The organism is Gluconobacter japonicus (assembly GCF_015244665.1).
Lineage (GTDB): Bacteria > Pseudomonadota > Alphaproteobacteria > Acetobacterales > Acetobacteraceae > Gluconobacter > Gluconobacter japonicus.
Map to the genome: position 1 here is coordinate 99,778 of NZ_JABCQN010000001.1, position 18,659 is coordinate 118,436.

The 18,659-nt window shown below is 56.8% G+C and carries 17 protein-coding genes and 1 tRNA gene; 14 read left to right on the top strand and 4 right to left on the bottom strand.

All coding sequences use genetic code 11. From position 1 onward, the window contains the following. The first annotated feature begins 46 nt into the window (after window positions 1-46). The gene (locus tag HKD32_RS00420; protein ID WP_023944681.1) at window positions 47-1,339 is read left to right on the top strand and encodes a hemolysin family protein; all 1,293 of its coding nucleotides are present in this window, start codon (window positions 47-49) and stop codon (window positions 1,337-1,339) included. Between the two features lie 10 nt (window positions 1,340-1,349). Here the strand turns inward: HKD32_RS00420 and HKD32_RS00425 are convergent, their stop codons facing one another. The 3 genes from HKD32_RS00425 to HKD32_RS00435 are packed head-to-tail and all read right to left on the bottom strand — an operon-like array spanning window position 1,350 to window position 3,180. Then, complete coding sequence (locus tag HKD32_RS00425) at window positions 1,350-1,754, bottom strand: flagellar protein FlgN (RefSeq protein WP_194257324.1); 405 nt, start codon at window positions 1,752-1,754, stop codon at window positions 1,350-1,352. Next, window positions 1,751-2,050 (bottom strand): rod-binding protein, encoded by a 300-nt coding sequence (locus HKD32_RS00430; RefSeq protein ID WP_023944683.1) that lies wholly within the window; start codon window positions 2,048-2,050, stop codon window positions 1,751-1,753. The genes HKD32_RS00425 and HKD32_RS00430 overlap by 4 nt, the downstream gene beginning before the upstream one ends. Next, a complete protein-coding gene (locus tag HKD32_RS00435) occupies window positions 2,050-3,180 on the bottom strand; it encodes a flagellar basal body P-ring protein FlgI (RefSeq protein ID WP_010503801.1) in 1,131 nt (376 codons plus the stop codon). Before HKD32_RS00435 ends, HKD32_RS00430 begins: the two co-directional genes overlap by 1 nt. A 230-nt stretch (window positions 3,181-3,410) precedes the next feature. Here HKD32_RS00435 and dksA point away from each other — a divergent pair, with 230 nt between their 5' ends. Both dksA and HKD32_RS00445 read left to right on the top strand, forming a co-directional pair. After that, entirely contained in the window at window positions 3,411-3,824 is a 414-nt protein-coding gene (gene dksA, locus HKD32_RS00440) for an RNA polymerase-binding protein DksA (protein ID WP_026017597.1), read from the top strand. 54 nt (window positions 3,825-3,878) lie between these two features. Continuing rightward, window positions 3,879-3,953, top strand: a tRNA-Thr gene (locus HKD32_RS00445). 73 nt (window positions 3,954-4,026) lie between these two features. Here HKD32_RS00445 and HKD32_RS00450 read toward each other — a convergent pair. Then, window positions 4,027-4,680, bottom strand: a complete 654-nt coding sequence (locus tag HKD32_RS00450) for a TetR/AcrR family transcriptional regulator (protein ID WP_061930227.1) — start codon at window positions 4,678-4,680, stop codon at window positions 4,027-4,029. 439 nt (window positions 4,681-5,119) lie between these two features. Here HKD32_RS00450 and HKD32_RS00455 point away from each other — a divergent pair, with 439 nt between their 5' ends. The 11 genes from HKD32_RS00455 (at window position 5,120) to HKD32_RS00505 (ending at window position 18,649) form a co-directional block, all read left to right on the top strand. Next, entirely contained in the window at window positions 5,120-6,616 is a 1,497-nt protein-coding gene (locus HKD32_RS00455; protein WP_194257325.1) for an aldehyde dehydrogenase family protein, read from the top strand. Window position 6,617: 1 nt separating this feature from the next. Next, a complete protein-coding gene (locus HKD32_RS00460) occupies window positions 6,618-8,210 on the top strand; it encodes a GMC family oxidoreductase (protein WP_194257326.1) in 1,593 nt (530 codons plus the stop codon). A gap of 87 nt (window positions 8,211-8,297) precedes the next feature. Next, window positions 8,298-9,869, top strand: coding sequence for an acyl CoA:acetate/3-ketoacid CoA transferase (locus HKD32_RS00465; RefSeq protein ID WP_061930219.1), 1,572 nt, complete (start codon window positions 8,298-8,300; stop codon window positions 9,867-9,869). Window positions 9,870-9,913: 44 nt separating this feature from the next. Continuing rightward, complete coding sequence (locus tag HKD32_RS00470) at window positions 9,914-11,173, top strand: glycerate kinase type-2 family protein (RefSeq protein WP_061930216.1); 1,260 nt, start codon at window positions 9,914-9,916, stop codon at window positions 11,171-11,173. 160 nt (window positions 11,174-11,333) lie between these two features. Next, on the top strand, window positions 11,334-12,476 hold the full coding sequence (locus HKD32_RS00475; protein WP_061930213.1) for an acyl-CoA dehydrogenase family protein: 1,143 nt from the start codon (window positions 11,334-11,336) through the stop codon (window positions 12,474-12,476). Continuing rightward, window positions 12,473-13,240: a 3-ketoacyl-ACP reductase gene (locus HKD32_RS00480; RefSeq protein WP_061930210.1), complete on the top strand. Its 768-nt coding sequence runs from the start codon at window positions 12,473-12,475 to the stop codon at window positions 13,238-13,240. The genes HKD32_RS00475 and HKD32_RS00480 overlap by 4 nt, the downstream gene beginning before the upstream one ends. A gap of 9 nt (window positions 13,241-13,249) precedes the next feature. Beyond that, window positions 13,250-14,398 carry a dihydrodipicolinate synthase family protein gene (locus HKD32_RS00485; protein ID WP_194257327.1) on the top strand — a complete coding sequence of 383 codons (1,149 nt, stop codon included), beginning with the start codon at window positions 13,250-13,252 and terminating at the stop codon, window positions 14,396-14,398. 2 nt (window positions 14,399-14,400) lie between these two features. Continuing rightward, on the top strand, window positions 14,401-15,258 hold the full coding sequence (locus tag HKD32_RS00490; RefSeq protein WP_194257328.1) for a sugar phosphate isomerase/epimerase family protein: 858 nt from the start codon (window positions 14,401-14,403) through the stop codon (window positions 15,256-15,258). Window positions 15,259-15,274: 16 nt separating this feature from the next. After that, window positions 15,275-16,036 (top strand): electron transfer flavoprotein subunit beta/FixA family protein, encoded by a 762-nt coding sequence (locus HKD32_RS00495; RefSeq protein ID WP_061930202.1) that lies wholly within the window; start codon window positions 15,275-15,277, stop codon window positions 16,034-16,036. Continuing rightward, entirely contained in the window at window positions 16,036-16,962 is a 927-nt protein-coding gene (locus HKD32_RS00500) for an electron transfer flavoprotein subunit alpha/FixB family protein (RefSeq protein WP_061930199.1), read from the top strand. Before HKD32_RS00495 ends, HKD32_RS00500 begins: the two co-directional genes overlap by 1 nt. 34 nt (window positions 16,963-16,996) lie before the next feature. Beyond that, the gene (locus tag HKD32_RS00505; RefSeq protein ID WP_061930196.1) at window positions 16,997-18,649 is read left to right on the top strand and encodes an electron transfer flavoprotein-ubiquinone oxidoreductase; all 1,653 of its coding nucleotides are present in this window, start codon (window positions 16,997-16,999) and stop codon (window positions 18,647-18,649) included. The last annotated feature ends 10 nt before the right edge of the window (window positions 18,650-18,659 follow it).

Here is an 18,659-nt window from a genome sequence, read left to right on the forward strand (position 1 = left end):
GCATCAGTCCTGACTATCATCACGGTCTCATTACTCTGGCCGGATCATGTTGACCCCCATTTTTGTTATTTGCCTGCTCATTCTCCTGAATGCTGTTTTTGCCATGGGAGAGCTGGCCCTTATTTCAGCCAAACGTCCAAGGCTGGAAGTTCTTGCAAAGCAGGGCGTACGCGGAGCCCCGGCAGCGTTAAGACTTGCGGATGATCCGCACGCTTTCCTTCCAACGGTCCAGATCGGCATGACGCTGGTCTCCATTCTGGAAGGAACATTCGGCGGCAGCCAGATCGAAGCCAATATCCGGGATTGGATTGCAACCGTCCCGACGCTTCATCCTTTTGCGGGTGAACTCTCGATCGTGTTGGTCGTCGCGACCATTACTTTTGCCATGCTGGTCTTTGGCGAACTCGTGCCCAAGCAGATTGCTCTTCAGCAACCTGAGCTGATCGCGTCCCGTCTGTCCTGGCTGCTTGTCGTGGTCGCTCGTGTGGCTCAGCCCGTTGTCTGGTTGCTGAGTGGGACGTCTTCGCTTGTTCTGCGTCTTTTGCGCGTCGGTCCATTGACCCGTGCGGCTGTGACGGAAGAAGAACTACGCGCCGTACTGGCAGAAGGCGCCCGTGCAGGCGTTCTGGAAACAGATGAGCAGGCCATGATCGAGCGTCTGCTCCGTTTGGCTGATCGTCCTGTTCGCGCCATCATGACGCCGCGTAATGAGCTGTTCTGGGTTGATCGTCATGCGGATCAGGAAACCCTGGTGCGTAAGCTCAGACAGTCTTCCTATGCCCGGATCGTGGTGTGCGAAGGGGATGTCGATCATCCTGTTGGCGTTATCCTTGCCAAGGACATCATGGACCGCCTGCTTCTGGGGATGTCTGTGTCCATTGAAGCCGCGTTGCGTGAACCACCGGTTATTCCGGACAGTCTGAGCGCACAGGATATGATCGAGCGCATGCGTGGTGTGAACCTCGGCATTACGTTCGTGCTGGATGAATATGGCTCGTTTGAAGGGATCGTTACGCCGTCAGACGTGTTCGAGGCAATCGTCGGCGAAGAAAAGGCGGAAGGTGGTTCTTCGGAACTTCAGGCTGCTGAAGGAAGCGATGAATATGTGTTTGACGGGTTCATGCCAGCAGATGAGTTACGGTCTCGCCTAGACCTGCCTGAGCTTCCAGGAGGGGGCAGTTATCACACGCTTGGCGGTGTGATTCTGGCCTTGCTGAGACGTGTTCCGGCCAAGGGGGACAAGGTAGCTTTCGAAGGATGGTTGTTCGAAGTCATGGATATGGAGCGCCGCCGTGTCGCAAAAGTTAAGGTCAGTCGCCAGGTGCTTGCAGAAAACTGACTTTTGCGCGTTAGGCGCGGCTGACGAAAAGTGACTGACGTTTCGAGGGGTTGTCGGCATAACTTCCCATGCTGCCGTAGCCCTGTGGAGATTCCGAAGGGAGAGGGTCGGTGAGCAGCTCGATCAGACGCTTCTGCGTTTTGATGGCGCGCTGAAGCAGATCCCCGTTCTGTTTGCTCAGGTTCAACATTGTTTCCAGAAGCGTGCGATGTTCGGGAAAAATGGCCGTTTCGGCAAACACGCACATATCCTGAGAGGAGGCGGCTTCAATAGCGTCTCCCAAAGCCGAGGCAGCACTTTGTTTGTCCGATGTCAGGAGTAGGGCTTCAGGAATACGGCCTTGGGACAGGCAGGCATTCTCCGCTTCCAGAATGGAGACGAGTTTTTCCATGGCCGAAATGATAAGCATGCTCATTTCTGTTCCTGCATAGCCAGCATCTGACGATTGATGGCATCCGTCAGGCCGATGCCGCCATTGTTTTCCATCTGTTTGGCGATCTGTTCCACCATCATGGGCCGAAACTGCTTTTCACCCGCTCCACCGCTGAACATGTTCTGACTGTCATCATCTGTCTGGAACATGGGTTGAAGCATTTGATTAATGGTCATGGATTCGAAGTCCTGAGCCGCTTTCATGGTCTTTGCAGTGTCAGGGGCGGTGTTGTGCAAGGCGTAACCCTGTGTGGACGTTGGGATAGATGAAACGGTCATCAACGCATCTCCAGTTCTGCCTGCAGGGCGCCATCAGCCTTGATAGCCTGCAGAATACTGATCATGTCACGTGGTCCTACTCCCAAGGCGTTTAGCCCTGAGACCAGTTCTCGGAGTGTCGCTCCGCCCTGCATGACGGCCAGATGATTGTTCTTGCCAGTGTCGACCTTCACGTTCGTTCGAGGCACCACGGCAGTCTGCCCATTGGAAAATGGTCCAGGTTGTGAAACCTGAGGGGTTTCCGTGATCTGAACGGTCAGGTTTCCCTGTGCCACGGCGACCGTACTGATGCGCACGTCTGCGCCCATGATGATGGTCCCGCTCGCCTCATCCACAATGACTTTCGCTGGATTGTCTGGCGTTACCAAAAGGTCTCCGATACGCGAAAGGGTCGAAACGGGGTCATGTGTGCTGAGATCCAGCAGGACGGTGCGCGGATCCTGGACAACAGCAATTGGCCCTAATGTACGATTGATAACGGCAGCTATTCTGCTTGCTGTTGTCAGATCAGGATTGCGTAAACTGAGATGCAGATTCTGCCGATGACTCAGATCGAAAGGGACTTCGCGTTCCACGACCGCACCATTGGCAATGTGACCACTGGTCGGCACATTGCGTGTGATGGATGCTGCGGCTCCACGGGCACTGAACGCATTGGTTGCCAGACTACCTTGAGCAACAGCGTACACTTCTCCATCTGCTGCCATGAGAGGCGTGACAAGAAGGGTGCCGCCCGTCAGAGACGAGGAGTCGCCTGCTGCGGATACTGTGACATCAATCCGGTTTCCGCCATGAGCAAAAGCTGGAAGGTCGGCAGTGACCATGACCGCCGCGACATCGTGAGTCTGAAGTTGGGTTTCCTGATCCCTGATGTTCACGCCCAGACGGTTGAGCATTGAAATCAAGGTTTCTCGTGTGAAAATTGAATTTGTAAGCCTGTCTCCGGTGCCGTTGAGGCCGACGACCAGCCCGTAGCCGATAAGCTGGTTGGTTCGTACGCCCTCCATGTCCGTGATGTCCTTGATACGAACGGTGGCCGCTAGCGTCATGCTGGGCATAAGCAAAGCAAAGGCACACAAAAGCGCAGTCAATCGCCGGGTACAGGAGAGAAGAAGGGAGAGAAAAGGCATGAAAGTTCAGTGAAATCCTGACGGGTAGAGCTGCCTCAAACAGCCTTCGGCCCTCAGAATGGCGCGGGATCGTAAAGAAACCCCTAACATGAGCGCAGAATTCTGCGCTTGGTGCGAAAGCTGAAAAGGATCTTCGGGGTTGGCGAAACGGCTTGCGGTGGCTATAAGCCGCGCGTTATCGCCTGCGGTTCTCGATCGGACGTTGGCGGACTAGCAGGGATTGGATGCGCATGATTACGCTGCCGCCGGATTATACCCCTTCCGACGAAGAAGAGTTCATGAACCCCCTTCAGGTGGAGTACTTCAGGCAGAAGCTTCTGCGCTGGCGTGCTGACCTGTTGAAGGAAGCTGACGGAACGCTCGCCAGCCTTTCAGAAGGTGGTATTCATGAATCCGATATTACCGACCGTGCCAGTGTTGAGACGGATCGTGCTTTTGAGCTGCGAACGCGTGACCGCGCCCGCAAGCTGATTTCCAAGATCAATATGGCCCTTCAGCGTGTTGAAGACGGGAGCTACGGGTTCTGTGAAGAAACAGGCGAGCCAATTGGCCTCAAGCGCCTGGAAGCCCGCCCGATTGCAACGCTTTCCATCGACGCCCAAGAACGTCATGAACGTATGGAAAAGGTGCATCGCGACGATTAAGGGGGTTGCACTGGGCGCGCTGAGAGGATACGAAGCGCGGCAAGGCAACGGAATGCTGCTGTAGCTCAGTGGTAGAGCACTCCCTTGGTAAGGGAGAGGTCGCGAGTTCAATCCTCGCCAGCAGCACCAGCTAAATCTCCCAATATAAATTATCTTGCCCTTAGAGTGATTTGGGCCAAGCAATATGACCCTTGATCGTTTATCACAGGCAGACGATGCGTAGGATCGTGTCGATATTGAAGCGGATGCGCTCTGCCTGTGCAGATTCGGACATCAGATCGCGTTCAAAAATAATAGAACCGGTATATTGGTTGGTGAAGTAGTAGTAGCTCACCGCTGCAATGGTGATGTTAAGCTGTACCGGGTCAATTCCGGAGCGAAAAATCCCTTCAGTGACGCCGCGTTTGAGAATGGTATCGACGAGTCCCACAAAACGACGACTGACGATCTTGACGGGTTCGGATGTCTTGAGATGACGGGCCTGAGCCAGATTTTCACTGTTTACCAATGAGATGAATTCTGGATTCTGGATGTAATAATTCCAGGTAAAGTGGACGAGTCTTTCAAGCGCTTCTCGTGGATCCAGACTGTCCAGTTCCAGCTTTTTTTCGGATTCTCGAATATCGAAATAGGCGTTTTCCAGAACTGTCTGGAAGAGCTTCTCCTTGCTTTCAAAGTAATGATAAATCATGCGTTTGTTGGCATTGGCCTCCAGTGCAATCGCATCGACACGCGCGCCTTCAAGGCCGTTGCGTGCAAATTCTTTTTTAGCGGCATCAAGAATACGGCCCTTGGTTGCTTCGGCATCCCGGATACGAGGGCGGGAGGGTTGTGGGTCGGAGGGCTGTGCACTCAACGGGGTGTCTCGCTTTTTCTGGAACGGACCGGAAGTTTTCCCGCTTTATGGCGAGAAATGACCAATCGTCAAAACATCACATAAAACATCACATTAAAAAGAGATTTTAATATCACTATAACGTGATTTATGAGATTTTCTGTTTTGCGCTACCAAAGTAACCAATCGGTGCAAAAGGGCATTTTCCGTCGAGGAAACGAGAAGGAGAAGTTTCTAAGGGTAAGATTGAGGGAACATTCCAAGCTGCGCTGCTTTCTTTTGAAGAGGCGTTCCGGAATGTCATCAGTCAATAGAATGCCCCTTTTGAAGCCGTTGGTGTGAATGGGGTCTGGTCAAAATCTTTAGCGATAAAGATTCAAGTGTCGACCCACTCTTCACGCAGGAAACAGAAACGGCGATGTGTCTGCACAGCCGCCAGAAAGACAGGGAGAAGCCGTCCATGAACAAGATGGCACAGAAACTGGCTCCATCCGGAGTTGCTCGTGACTTTGGGTTTTTCATCGATGGTGAGTGGCGCCACGGACGTGAGATGTTCGAGCGCAAGTCTCCCAGTCATGATGTTGTTGTCACGCGGATTGCTCGCTGCACGGAAGATGATCTGAATGATGCGGTAGCTGCCGCGCGGCGTGCATTTGAAAACGGAACATGGGCTGGTCTGGCAAGCTCGGAACGCAGTGCGATTCTGTTGAAAACGGCTGAGCTTCTCAAGCAGCGTCGCGATGATATCGCCTTCTGGGAAGTGTTGGAGAACGGCAAGCCGATTTCTCAGGCAAAGGCCGAGATCGACAACTGTATTTCCTGTTTCGAGATGGCTGCCGGTGCCGCGCGCCTTCTGCACGGCGACAGCTTCAACAATCTGGGCGAAAGCCTGTTCGGAATGGTTCTGCGCGAGCCGGTGGGGGTCGTTGGCCTCATCACGCCCTGGAACTTCCCGTTCATGATTCTGTGTGAGCGTGTGCCGTTCATTCTGGCGTCCGGTTGCACCGTCGTCGTGAAGCCAGCGGAAGTGACGAGTGCAACGACGCTGATGCTCGCCGATATTCTGACGGAAGCAGGCCTGCCAAAGGGCGTCTATAACGTCGTAACCGGCACGGGCAAAAGCGTTGGGCAGGCCCTAACGCAGCATCCAGATGTAGACATGCTGTCCTTCACCGGCTCCACGGGGGTTGGCCGGTCCTGCATTCATGCGTCGGCAGACAGCAACCTCAAGAAGCTTGGTCTGGAGCTTGGGGGCAAGAACCCGATCGTTGTCTTTGCGGACAGTGATCTGGAAGATGCTGCCGATGCGGTGGCCTTCGGGATCAGCTTCAACACCGGGCAGTGCTGCGTCTCGTCCAGCCGTCTGATCGTTGAAGAATCCGTGGCCGACAAGTTTGAGAAGCTTGTGGTTGCCAAGATGGAAAAGATCCGCGTGGGCGACCCGTTCGACCCGGAAACGCAGATTGGCGCCATTACGACGGATGCGCAGAACAAGACCATTCTTGATTACATCGAGAAGGGTAAGGCCGAAGGCGCGCGTGTTCTTTGTGGCGGTAACAAGGTCGATCTGGGCCGTGGGCAGTACATCGCGCCGACGCTCTTCACGAACGTAAAGCCGGATATGTCCATTGCGACGGACGAGATCTTTGGTCCGGTGCTGTCGGTCTTCCGGTTCAGCACACTTGAGGAAGCAATCTCTCTGGCCAATGACACGGTTTATGGTCTGGCGGCGTCTGTCTGGACGAAGGACATAAGCAAAGCCCTCAAGGTGACGCGCAAGGTTCAGGCTGGGCGTTTCTGGGTCAATACGATCATGGCTGGCGGCCCCGAGATGCCGCTGGGGGGTTTCAAGCAGTCCGGTTGGGGCCGTGAAGCGGGCATGTACGGGGTGGAAGAATACACCCAGATCAAATCCGTTCACGTCGATCTCGGTAAACGGACGCACTGGATCTCCTGATATGACTGGTTTCGATTACGTTATCGTTGGCGGCGGTTCGGCAGGATGTGTTCTTGCCGCCCGTCTCTCCCGAAACCCGGCGGTGCGCGTCTGCCTGATCGAAGCAGGCAAACGTGATACCAATCCACTCATTCACATGCCGGTTGGTTTTGCGAAAATGACGACAGGTCCCCTGACATGGGGGCTTGTCACCACGCCGCAGAAACATGCCAATAACCGCCAGATTCCGTATGTGCAGGCGCGTGTTCTGGGTGGTGGGTCCTCCATCAATGCCGAGGTCTTCACGCGCGGCCATCCCTCCGATTTCGATCGGTGGGAAGAGGAAGGTGCGGACGGCTGGGGATTCAAAAATATCCAGAAGTACTTCATTCGCTCTGAAGGAAATTCCATTCTTGCCGGATCATGGCACGGAACGGATGGTCCACTCGGCGTGTCGAACTTGGATTGCCCGAACCCCGTCAGCCGCGCCTTCGTGCAAAGCTGTCAGGAAATCGGGATTCCTTATAACCCGGACTTTAACGGTTCAGTTCAGCAGGGTGCTGGTATTTACCAGCTTACGGTTCGCAATAACCGTCGCTGCTCTACAGCCGTTGGCTATCTGCGCCCGGCTATGAAGCGGAAGAACCTGACGGTCATTACGGGCGCGATGGTCCTAAAGATTATCTTTGAAGGCAAGCGGGCTGTTGGCGTGCAGTATGTGGCCGACAAGCAGGTTCGTATTGCGCGGGCGGATCAGGAAGTGCTGGTTACGTCCGGTGCAATCGGAACGCCAAAGCTGATGATGTTGTCTGGTGTTGGCCCGGCTGCACATCTGAAAGAACACGGGATTCCGGTCGTTCATGATCTGCCGGGCGTGGGTCAGAACCTGCAAGATCACTTCGGTGTCGATATCGTCGCTGAACTGAAAGGTCATGACAGTTTTGACAAATACAACCAGTTCAAGTGGATGATGTGGGCTGGGCTGCAGTACTCGCTGTTTAATAGTGGCCCTGTGACGTCCAACGTCGTGGAAGGCGGAGCTTTCTGGTACGGCGATCCGGCTGCAAGTTGCCCTGATCTTCAGTTCCACTTCCTGGCGGGAGCTGGTGCGGAAGCGGGTGTGGCCTCTGTGCCGAAAGGAACGTCCGGCATCACGCTCAACAGCTATACGCTCCGCCCAAAAGCACGCGGATCTGTCACGTTACGCTCTTCCGATCCGCGGGAAGCACCGGTTGTGGACCCGAATTTTCTTGGGCATCCAGATGATTTGCGGACAACGGCAGAAGGCGTTCGCCTGAGCTACGAAATGTTCGGAAGTCATTCGCTCCAGAAATACATCAGCAAGGTTTGCCTGCCAGAAGGTGGTGGCCGCACGATCAAGGCTTATGAGGACTATGCCCGTCAGCAGGGGCGCACGTCCTACCATCCGACCTGCACCTGCAAGATGGGACGGGACGAAATGGCAGTGGTCGACCCACGACTGCATGTGCATGGCCTGGAAGGGCTTCGCATCTGTGACAGTTCGGTCATGCCCTCGTTGCTTGGGTCCAACACCAACGCGGCGACGGTCATGATTGGTGAGCGGGCTGCGGATTTCATTCTGGGGAATGCCTGAACACGATGTTTCAGGCATCTCCTCACAGAGAGCATATTTCAAACGACCATAAGTAACTAACAAGATGGTTATAGTGGATTAAGAGCAATGACCAAGACCAGAACCGCAGCAGAAGCCGTCAGTCTCATCAAGGACGGAGCCACCATCGCAATCAACGCCTCGTCCGGTCTTCTGTGCCCTGATGATGTTCTGAAGGCTCTCGGCGAGCGCTTTGAAAAAGAAGCCGCGCCAAAAAACCTGACGACAATCCATCCGATTGCAACGGGCGACATGTTCGGAACCAAGGGCGTGGATCATATCGCGCAGCCCGGCATGATCCGGAAGATCATTGGTGGGTCTTACCCGTCTGGTCCGAGCAATGCGGAGCCGCCGCTCATCTGGCAGCGCATTCTGGCCGAGGACGTTGCCGCCTATAATCTCCCGTCTGGCGTTATTTTCGACATGCTGCGGGAAGGCGCGGCCCTGCGCCCCGGCGTGTTGACGAAAGTAGGTCTCGATACGTTTGTGGACCCGAAGCGGGAAGGTGGTGCGATGAATGACTCTGCACGCGCCAATCCCATCGTGCGCCACATGGATTTCGAGGGCGAAGACTGGTTGTATTTCCCAGCACTCAAGCCAGACGTTGCCATCATTCGCGCTTCAACAGCGGACGAAAATGGCAACCTGACGTTCGAGCAGGAAGGTGCCACGCTGGGGGCCATGGAAATGGCTCTGGCGGCTCATAACAATGGTGGACTGGTCATCGCGCAGGTTCGCCGCGTGGCAGAACAGGGCACGCTGAAGCCGCATGACGTCAAAGTCCCGGGTATTCTTGTGGACGTTGTTGTGGAAGCCCCGGATCAGCTGCAGACGACTGCTACGCCTTATGATCCAGCGATTTCCGGCGAGATTTTCCGGCCTCTGTCGTCGTTCGCCATTCCGGATTTCAATCCGGGCAAGGTGATTGCGCGACGTGTGGCGCAGGAGTTGAAGGATGGCTGGGCGGTCAATATCGGCTTCGGTATTTCCGCCAATGTGCCGCGTATCCTGCTTGAAGAAGGCCTGCATGGCAGCGTGACATGGGTCATCGAACAAGGACCGGTTGGCGGCGTTCCGCTGCTGGATTTCAAGTTCGGCTGCGCCAGTAACGCCGAGGCCTTCGTCGCTTCTCCGCATCAGTTCAGCTACTTCCAGGCGGGCGGTTTTGACTGCTCCCTGCTGTCCTTCCTTGAGATTGGGGCTGATGGATCGGTCAACGTCAGCCGCCTTGCTGCCACGCCGCACCGTACGGCAGGGGCTGGCGGGTTCGTGGATATTACGGCACGGGCCAAGCGCATCATCTTCTCAGGCAATTTCAATGCTGGAGCCAAGATGCACATTGAGGACGGTCGGCTTGTGATTGATCGGGAAGGCAAGATTTCCAAGATCGTACCGGAGGTGGATCAGGTCAGCTTCTCAGGTCGCAGGGCAACCGAAACAGGGCAGGATGTCACCTATGTGACGGAACGCTGTGTTCTCAAGATTCTGAATGGCGAACTGACAGTCACGGAAATCGCTCCAGGCATCGATCTTCAGAAAGATGTGCTCGATCAGGCGTCTACTCCGCTGAAGGTTTCTCCTGAACTGAAGGAAATGGATGCCGTTCTGTTCAGGGATGCCGTGATGGGGCTTACGCTCTGAACACGCAGCGCCGTCTTTTCCGTGAGTGGAGTCTGAAAGAAGCCATGACAGTCGATGATCGCAGTTTCCTGACGGGTCTGTTCAACGCTGCTATTACGGCGGCCGACGCAGACCTCGTACTGGCTGCTAACCTGCCGGAGCGCCCGAAAGGCAAGACGGTCGTGGTTGGGGCCGGGAAGGGTGCAGCCCAGCTTGCCGCAGCTTTCGAGCGCGTGTGGGATGGCCCACTGGAAGGTGTTGTCGTCACCCGTTATGGCTACGGCTACCCTACAGAACAGATCCGCGTTCTGGAAGCTGCCCACCCGGTTCCGGATGAAGCCGGTCTGGCAGCAACGGCGGCTCTGTTTGAAGCTGTGAAGGGACTTGGACCGGACGATCTGGTTGTTGCCCTGATCTGCGGTGGCGGCTCTGCCTTACTGCCGTGCCCGCCAGAAGGGTTCACGCTGGAAGACGAGGTAGAACTCAGCCGGGTGCTTCTGTCATCTGGCGCGCCCATTTCGGTCATGAACACCATTCGCAAGCAGTTTTCGGGTATCAAGGGTGGCCGTCTGGCGGCTGCGGCAGCTCCCGCGAAGGTGGTGTCACTCGTGGTTTCGGATGTTCCGTTCGATGATCCGGCGCAGGTCGCGTCTGGTCCAACGGTTCCGGATACAAAAACGCGCGAAGATGCTCGCCACATGGCCAAAGCCTGGAAGCTGACTTTGCCTCCTAAGGTTCAGGTATGGCTCGATGGGGAACTTGGACAGGCACCCCGGCCGACAGATCCGGCGTTTGACGGAAATGAAGTCCGGATCGTGGCATCGGCGCATTTGTCTCTGGAGGCAGCTGCAGCGGCGTCGCGGAATCTTGGAATTCCAGCCGTTATCCTTTCCGATGCGATTGAGGGGGAGGCGCGGGACGTTGGCAAGGTTCACGCGGCGATTGCCCGTGAGGTCAGTATCCGCAATCAGCCTTTTCAGAAGCCGGTCGTCATCCTGTCGGGTGGCGAAACAACGGTGACCCTGCGCGGGCGTGGACGCGGCGGACGCAATACGGAGTTTCTCCTGTCCTTTGCGCTCGCGGCTGAAGGCCTGCCTGTTTCCGCGCTCGCAGCGGATACGGATGGCATTGACGGGTCTGAGGATAATGCCGGGGCCTTTGCAGATGGGGAAAGCATGGGGCGGCTACGGGAACGCGGGATTAACCCGTCTGTTCTGCTGGCTGAAAACGATGCCTATACTGCTTTTGAGGCTTTGGATGATCTGTTTGTTCCAGGCCCTACGGGGACAAACGTCAATGATTTTCGCGCTATTCTGCTGAGGTAGAAAAAGATGGCGAAGTAAAAACTGTTATTGAACGAGAACGAATTCATTCTGGTTATTATGACTATCAAGTTCTTTTGATTTCATAACGCAGAATGGCCTTGAAAACAGATCAGCTAACATACTAACTAACCAGTTAGTTACTAATTAAGGGAATCGGGTTATGTTTCTCAATGAAATTCAGGAGCAGGTTCGCGAGACCACACGGGCCTTCGTGGATGAAGTCATTCGCCCTGCTGCTGAGGCCCTCGACCGTGAAGAGCGTTTTCCGGCCGAAATCTATGAAGAGATGGGCCGTCTGGGCCTGTTCGGCATTGCTGTTCCGGAAGAGCTTGGCGGGCCTGGCTTCGATACCCTGACCTATGCCGTCGTGATGGAAGAACTGTCCCGCGGATATGCCAGCGTTGCCGATCAGTGCGGTCTGGTGGAACTGATCTCCACGCTTCTGGTGCGTCACGGCACGGATGAGCAAAAGGCTCTTCTGCCTGATATTCTCTCCATGAAGCGCAAGGTCGCCTACTGTATCACTGAGCCGGAAGCTGGCACGGATGTCTCTGGTATTCGCACGACTGCAGAACGTGACGGTGACGGCTGGGTCCTGAATGGCGGCAAGATCTGGATCCATAATGCTCCAGTCGCAGATCTCGGGTTCGTTCTGGCCCGCACCGACAAGGAAGCGGGCAACCGCGGCATGTCCATCTTCATCGTGGATCTGCATGCCGAAGGTGTTGAGCGCGGCCCGAAGGAACACAAGATGGGCCAGCGCGCCAGCCAGGTCGGCGCGCTTGATTTCACCAATGTGCGCCTTGGTTCCAACGCCCTTCTGGGCGAGATGAACCGTGGCTTTCACATGATGATGAGCGTGCTGGACAAGGGGCGCGTTGGTATTGCAGCGCTGGCCGTTGGTATTGCACAGGCTGGTCTTGAAGCCGCTGTGGATTATGCCGGAACCCGCAAGCAGTTCGGCAAGCATATCTCCGAGTTCCAGGGCGTTCAGTGGCTTCTGGCCGATATGGCCAAGGACATCGAAGCGGCCCGCCTGCTGGTCCATTCCGCTGCGGTGAAGATCGACAACGGGCAGGATGCCACACGTTCCTGTTCCATGGCGAAGTGTTTTGCCGGTGACATGGCGGTGGCTCGCACCGCCGATGCTGTGCAGGTCTTCGGCGGTTCCGGGTACATCCGTGGCTTCGAAGTTGAACGTCTGTATCGCGATGCCAAGATCACGCAGATCTACGAAGGCACCAACCAGATTCAGCGCATGATCATCGCGCGTGAACTGCTCAAGAAGGGCGCCCGTGCATGAAACAGGTTGCTCTCGTCACCGGCTCCTCACGCGGGATTGGCCTCGCCGCCGCTGAAGCGCTCGCTAAAGAGGGATTTTCTTTAGCGGTCAATGGACCGGTTGATGATGCAGAACTGCGTGCAGCCGTTGCCCGTCTGGAAGGGCTGGGCGCAAAGGTTGTGGCCGCCCCGTTCGACGTGTCCGACATCAGCGCCCATGAGGGTGTTCTGGCGCGGATCGAAGACGAACTCGGCCCACTGACAACACTGGTGAACAATGCGGGCGTCGGCGTTCTCCAGCGGGGTGACCTGCTGGAGGTGTCCGAAGCAAGCTGGGACCGCTGCCTGACAATCAATGCGAAGGCAGTGTTCTTTCTCTCGCAGGCTTTCGTAAAGCGTCTTCTGGGGCGGGAACGGTCAGCGGATGCGTTCCATTCGATCGTCAACGTCACATCGTCGAACGCGACGGCTGTGGCGGTGCAGCGGTCTGAATACTGCGCGTCAAAGGCTGCAGCGGCCATGGTGTCCAAGGCTCTGGCCGTGCGTCTCGGGATCGAGAATATCGCAGTCTATGACGTTCAGCCTGGTCTGATCGCTACAGAAATGACGGCTGCCGTGATCCAGCACTACCGCCAGCGCGCGGAAGAGGGGCTGACCCTTCTTCCCCGTGTTGGAGAGCCCTCGGACATGGGGCGCATCATTGCGGCCCTTGCCACCGGGAAACTGCCTTACACCACAGGCCAGGTCATTTCGGCGGATGCCGGAATGCTTGTGCCGCGCTTCTGAGAAACGGTTATGAAGATCATCCTGCCCGACGAAACCGGCCGGAAGATGGATTACCATCTGATCGGTACTCCTGTTCCTCGCAGTGTCCTTCCTGCCAATCCGGCCCGGATCGTCTACTCGGCGGCCCATGTCGTCGCTGATCCGTTTACGGATAATGCACCGTCCGGCCGCGCTACGATTGACTGGAAGAAGACGCTTGAGTTCCGTCGCTATCTCGTCGGCATGGGCCTTGGAATTGCGGAAGCGATGGATACGGCTCAGCGCGGCATGGGTCTGGACTGGCCCGGTGCGCTGGATCTGATCCGTCGCACCAAGGCCGAACTTCCGGATGCGATGGTCGTGAACGGCGCGGGGACAGACCATCTGGACCCGAAGGATGCACGCTCCGTTGATCAAGTTCTGGCGGCGTACCTGGAACAGGTCGAGGCGATCCAGAAGGTTGGCGCACGTGTCATTTTGATGGCCAGCCGAGCCCTCGTTCGCGTGGCGTCCAGTGCCGAGGACTATAAGCGGGTTTACCGCGAGGTGCTCTCTGCCTGTGATGAGCCTGTCGTTCTGCACTGGCTGGGCAAGGATTTCGATCCGGCTCTGGCTGGCTACTGGGGCACGGATGACTTCAATGAAGCCCTGGAAACAGTTCTGAGCATCATTGAAGAAAACGTCTCGAAGGTGGACGGCATCAAGATTTCCCTTCTCGACAAGGAGAAGGAAATCATCATGCGTCGTCGCCTGCCCAAGGGCGTGCGGATGTATACGGGGGATGATTTCAATTACCCCGAACTGATCGCCGGGGATGAGCAGGGCTACAGCCATGCGCTTCTGGGCATTTTTGATCCGATCGCGCCGCTGGCGGCTCGTGGTGTGAAACTGCTGGGTGAAGGCGATGTGAAAGGCTTTCACGCTGCGCTCGACCCGACCGTTCCGCTGGCTCGCGTGATCTTTCAGGCCCCCACGCAGTACTACAAGACGGGCGTGGTGTTCCTGGCCTGGCTGAACGGATTTCAGGATCACTTCATCATGCTGAATGGTGCGCAGTCCATGCGCTCCCTCCAGCATTTCACGGAGATCTTCCGTCTCGCTGATGGCTGCGGCCTGCTGCGGAATCCCGATCTGGCCGTGCACCGGATGAAGTCGCTTCTGGCGATATACGGGGCCTGACCATGCGGGACTTCCGTCACGATCATTCGGCTCTCGCCCTCAATACCGCAACGCTTGGCCATAATGTGCCGGGCGTTGGAGCAGGGTGGTCACCGGAACAGACGATCGACGCCTGTGCTGAACGTGGCATTGGCGGGATCGTGTTCTGGCGGCGGGAGATCGAAGAGAGGGCTGCGGAAATCGGAGATCGGGCGCGTCAGGCTGGAGTGAAGGTTGTCGGCCTGTGCCGGACGCCGTTTCTGGTCGGGCCGCTGGGCCTTCAGAGCGAAGAGGCGATTCTGTCGGATTTCCGTCGCTCCATCGACCAGACGGCCGCACTCGGGACCGATGTTCTGACCATCGTTGTCGGTGGTGTGGAAACCGGCACGAAAGGCGTGACGCGCAGTCTGGACATCGTGGCGGACCGCATGACGAAGGCCATTCCCTACGCTGAAGCCTGTGGCGTGAAACTGGCACTGGAGCCTCTGCATCCGGCTTATGCCGGAGACCGCTCCTGCCTCACGACCACCCGTGACGCCCTGGATCTCTGCGACCTTCTGGCGTCGGAGAGCGTGGGCGTTGCGATCGATATCTACCATGTGTGGTGGGACACGGACCTGCCACGCCAGCTCGCTCGTGCGGGAAACCGCATTCTGGGTTTTCACCTCTGTGACTGGCTTGTTCCCACAACCGACATCCTGCTTGACCGCGGGATGATGGGGGACGGCGTTGCAGACCTGCGGGGGATCCGCAGGGAGGTGGAAGCCGCCGGGTATTCCGGTTTCTGCGAGGTGGAAATCTTTTCCGCGAATAACTGGTGGAAGCGCCACCCGGCTGACGTGCTGGACACGATGGTCGAACGCTTCCGCACTGTCTGCTGATCCATCGGAGGGCATCATGAAGATCCTCGTCCCTGTCAAACGTGTCGTCGATTACAACGTCCGCATCCGCGTAAAGGGTGACGGATCTGGGGTCGAGCTTGCGAACGTCAAGATGTCGGTCAATCCGTTTGACGAAATCGCCATCGAAGAAGCTGTCCGTCTCAAGGAAAAAGGCATCGCCACGGAAGTGGTTGCTGTCTCCATCGGTGTGCCGCAGGCGAAAGAAACACTGCGCACTGTGCTCGCCATGGGCGCGGACCGCGCCATTTTTGTCGAAGCCACGACGGATGTGAACGTAGATATCGAGCCTCTCGCCGTCGCCAAACTGCTGGCGCAGGTGATTGAGGATGAGAAACCAAACCTCGTCATCGCGGGCAAGCAGGCCATCGATAACGATATGAACGCGACTGGTCAGATGCTCGCCGCCCTGCTGGGTTGGGGCCAGGCCACCTTCGCATCATCCGTCGAGATTGAGGGCGACAGTGCAACCGTCAGCCGTGAGGTTGATGGTGGCCTTCAGACCATCCGCGTAAAGCTGCCGGCCATCATCACGTCGGATCTGCGCCTGAACGAGCCGCGCTATGTCGCTCTGCCCAACATCATGAAGGCCAAGAAGAAGCCGCTCGAAGAACGCAAGGCGTCTGACCTTGGTGTGGATATTGCGCCGCGTCTGAAGGTCATCCGTACGGCTGAACCACCTCAGCGCCAGGCTGGTGTGAAGGTCAGTTCCGTTGATGAACTGGTTTCGAAACTCAAGACTGAAGCAGGAGTGATCTGATGTCTGTTCTGCTGCTTGCTGAAGTGGCCAATGGCCACCTCGTTACCGATACCGTTGCCAAGGCTCTGTCCGCCGTCAAGGCGCTGGGCGATGTGACGGTTCTCGTCGCTACCCAGAATGGAGCGGAGGCTGCCGCTGAAGCTGCAAAGCTCGATGGTGTGTCCAAAGTCCTGCTGGCGGATGATGCATCTCTGGCTCATGAACTGGCTGAACCTGTCGCTGCCCTCATCGTGTCTTTGGCATCCGGCTATAGCCATATCGCTGCGGGCTCGACGGCATTTTCCAAGAACGTTCTGCCACGCGTTGCGGCTTTGTTGGATGTCATGATCCTGTCAGACGTAACGGCCGTGAAGGATGCCGAGACGTTCGATCGTCCTGTCTATGCCGGCAATGCGATCCAGACGGTGCAGTCCTCCGATCCGGTGAAGGTTTTCACTATTCGTACGGCGGCCTTCTCGGCTGTTGGCGAAGGTGGGTCTGCCAGTGTGGAAACTGTGTCCGTTCCGGCTGATCCGGGGCTTTCGTCCTGGGTGGAAAACAAGGCAGTTGAGTCCGAACGTCCTGAGCTGACGGCTGCCAAGACCATTGTTTCAGGAGGGCGTGGCGTCGGATCGAAAGAGAACTTCGATACCATCGCCAAGCTTGCGGACAAGCTGAATGCCGCCATCGGTGCCAGCCGTGCTGCGGTGGATGCCGGATATGCGCCGAATGACTGGCAGGTCGGGCAGACGGGCAAGATCGTGGCGCCGGAGCTGTATATCGCAGTCGGTATTTCCGGAGCGATCCAGCATCTGGCCGGCATGAAGGATTCCCGGGTGATCGTCGCCATCAACAAGGACGAAGACGCCCCGATTTTCCAGGTCGCGGATTACGGGCTGGTGGGAGACCTCTTCACCATCCTTCCCGAACTGACGGCAAAACTCTGACAGGCCCCGGAGGCCTGCAGGGAGGAGAAAGACCATGACTACGATCGAACGGGAAAGCATGGACTATGACGTTGTCATCGTCGGCGCTGGCCCTGCCGGTCTCTCCGCGGCGATCCGGCTCAAACAGAATGAGCCGGACCTCTCCGTGGTCGTACTGGATAAAGGGTCTGAAGTTGGGGCGCATATCCTGTCAGGTGCGGTCATTGATCCGTGCGCGCTGGATGTGCTGCTTCCTGACTGGCGGACCATGGATGCACCCATTACCGTCCCGGTGAGGGAAGATAATTTCTTCCTGCTGACGGAAAAGAGCCAGATCCGCCTGCCGAACAGCATGATGCCAAAACTCATGGACAACCATGGGAATTACATCGTCTCGCTCGGGAATGTCTGTCGCTGGCTGGCACAGGTCGCAGAGGGCCTGGAGGTGGAAATTTTCCCCGGCATGGCAGCGAGCGAGATCGTTTATGACGAGCAGGGCCGCGTTGCGGGTGTCGTGGCTGGTGAGTTTGGCAAGAACCCGGATGGAACGCCGGGTGATGCCTATGAGTCGGGCATGGAGCTGCGCGGGAAGTACGTGTTCTTCGCGGAAGGTGCACGGGGTTCACTGGCCCGTCAGTTGATGGACCGGTTTGCTTTGTCCGAGGGCAAAGACCCGCAGAAATTCGGATTGGGCCTCAAGGAAATCTGGGAGATCGATCCCGCCAAACATCATGAAGGCACGGTCACGCACACCATGGGCTGGCCGCTGAACAGCAAAGCCGGTGGGGGGTCCTTCATCTACCATCTCGACAACAATCAGGTCTGCGTCGGGTTTGTGGTCCATCTTGGCTATGAAAACCCGTATCTGGACCCGTATCGCGAGTTTCAGGAATTCAAGCACCATCCGATGGTGGCTGAACTACTGAAGGGCGGAAAGCGTGTGGCCTACGGGGCTCGTGCGCTTTCAGAAGGCGGTTGGCAGTCCATCCCCAAGGTAACCTTCCCTGGCGGTGTTCTGCTGGGTTGTTCGGCCGGGTTGGTGAATGTCCCGCGCATCAAGGGCAGTCATAACGCCATTTTCTCCGGCATCGCGGCCGCCGATGCGGCGCGCTCCGCTCTGGCTGCGGGCAGGGCACAGGATGAACTGACGGCCTATGAAGATGAACTCCGCAACGGCCCTGTTGGCGCGGATCTCAAACCTGTTCGGAACGTCAAACCGCTGTGGGAGCGTTTCGGGTTGATCGGGGGTGTCGCGCTCGGTGGGCTTGATATGTGGATGACGAGTTTGGTCGGGTATTCCCCGTTCCGGACTCTGCATCATGGCAAATCCGATGCCGCAGCAACGGGTCTGGCTTCGCAGTTCAAGCGGATCGAGTATCGCAAACCAGATGGCGAACTGAGTTTCGACCGTACGACCAACGTGGCGTTTTCCTTCACGAACCATGAAGAACGCCAGCCGTGCCATCTGACACTGCGTGATCCATCCATCCCGATAGGGGTCAATCTGCCGCTCTATGACGAACCGGCCCAGCGATATTGCCCGGCGGGTGTCTATGAAGTGCTGCGCCCGGAAAATGAACAGCCACGCTTCCAGATCAACTTCCAGAACTGCGTGCACTGTAAAACGTGTGACATCAAAGACCCGAGTCAGAATATCGTCTGGACAACACCGCAGGGTGGGGATGGTCCGAACTATCCGAACATGTAAATTTTAAATA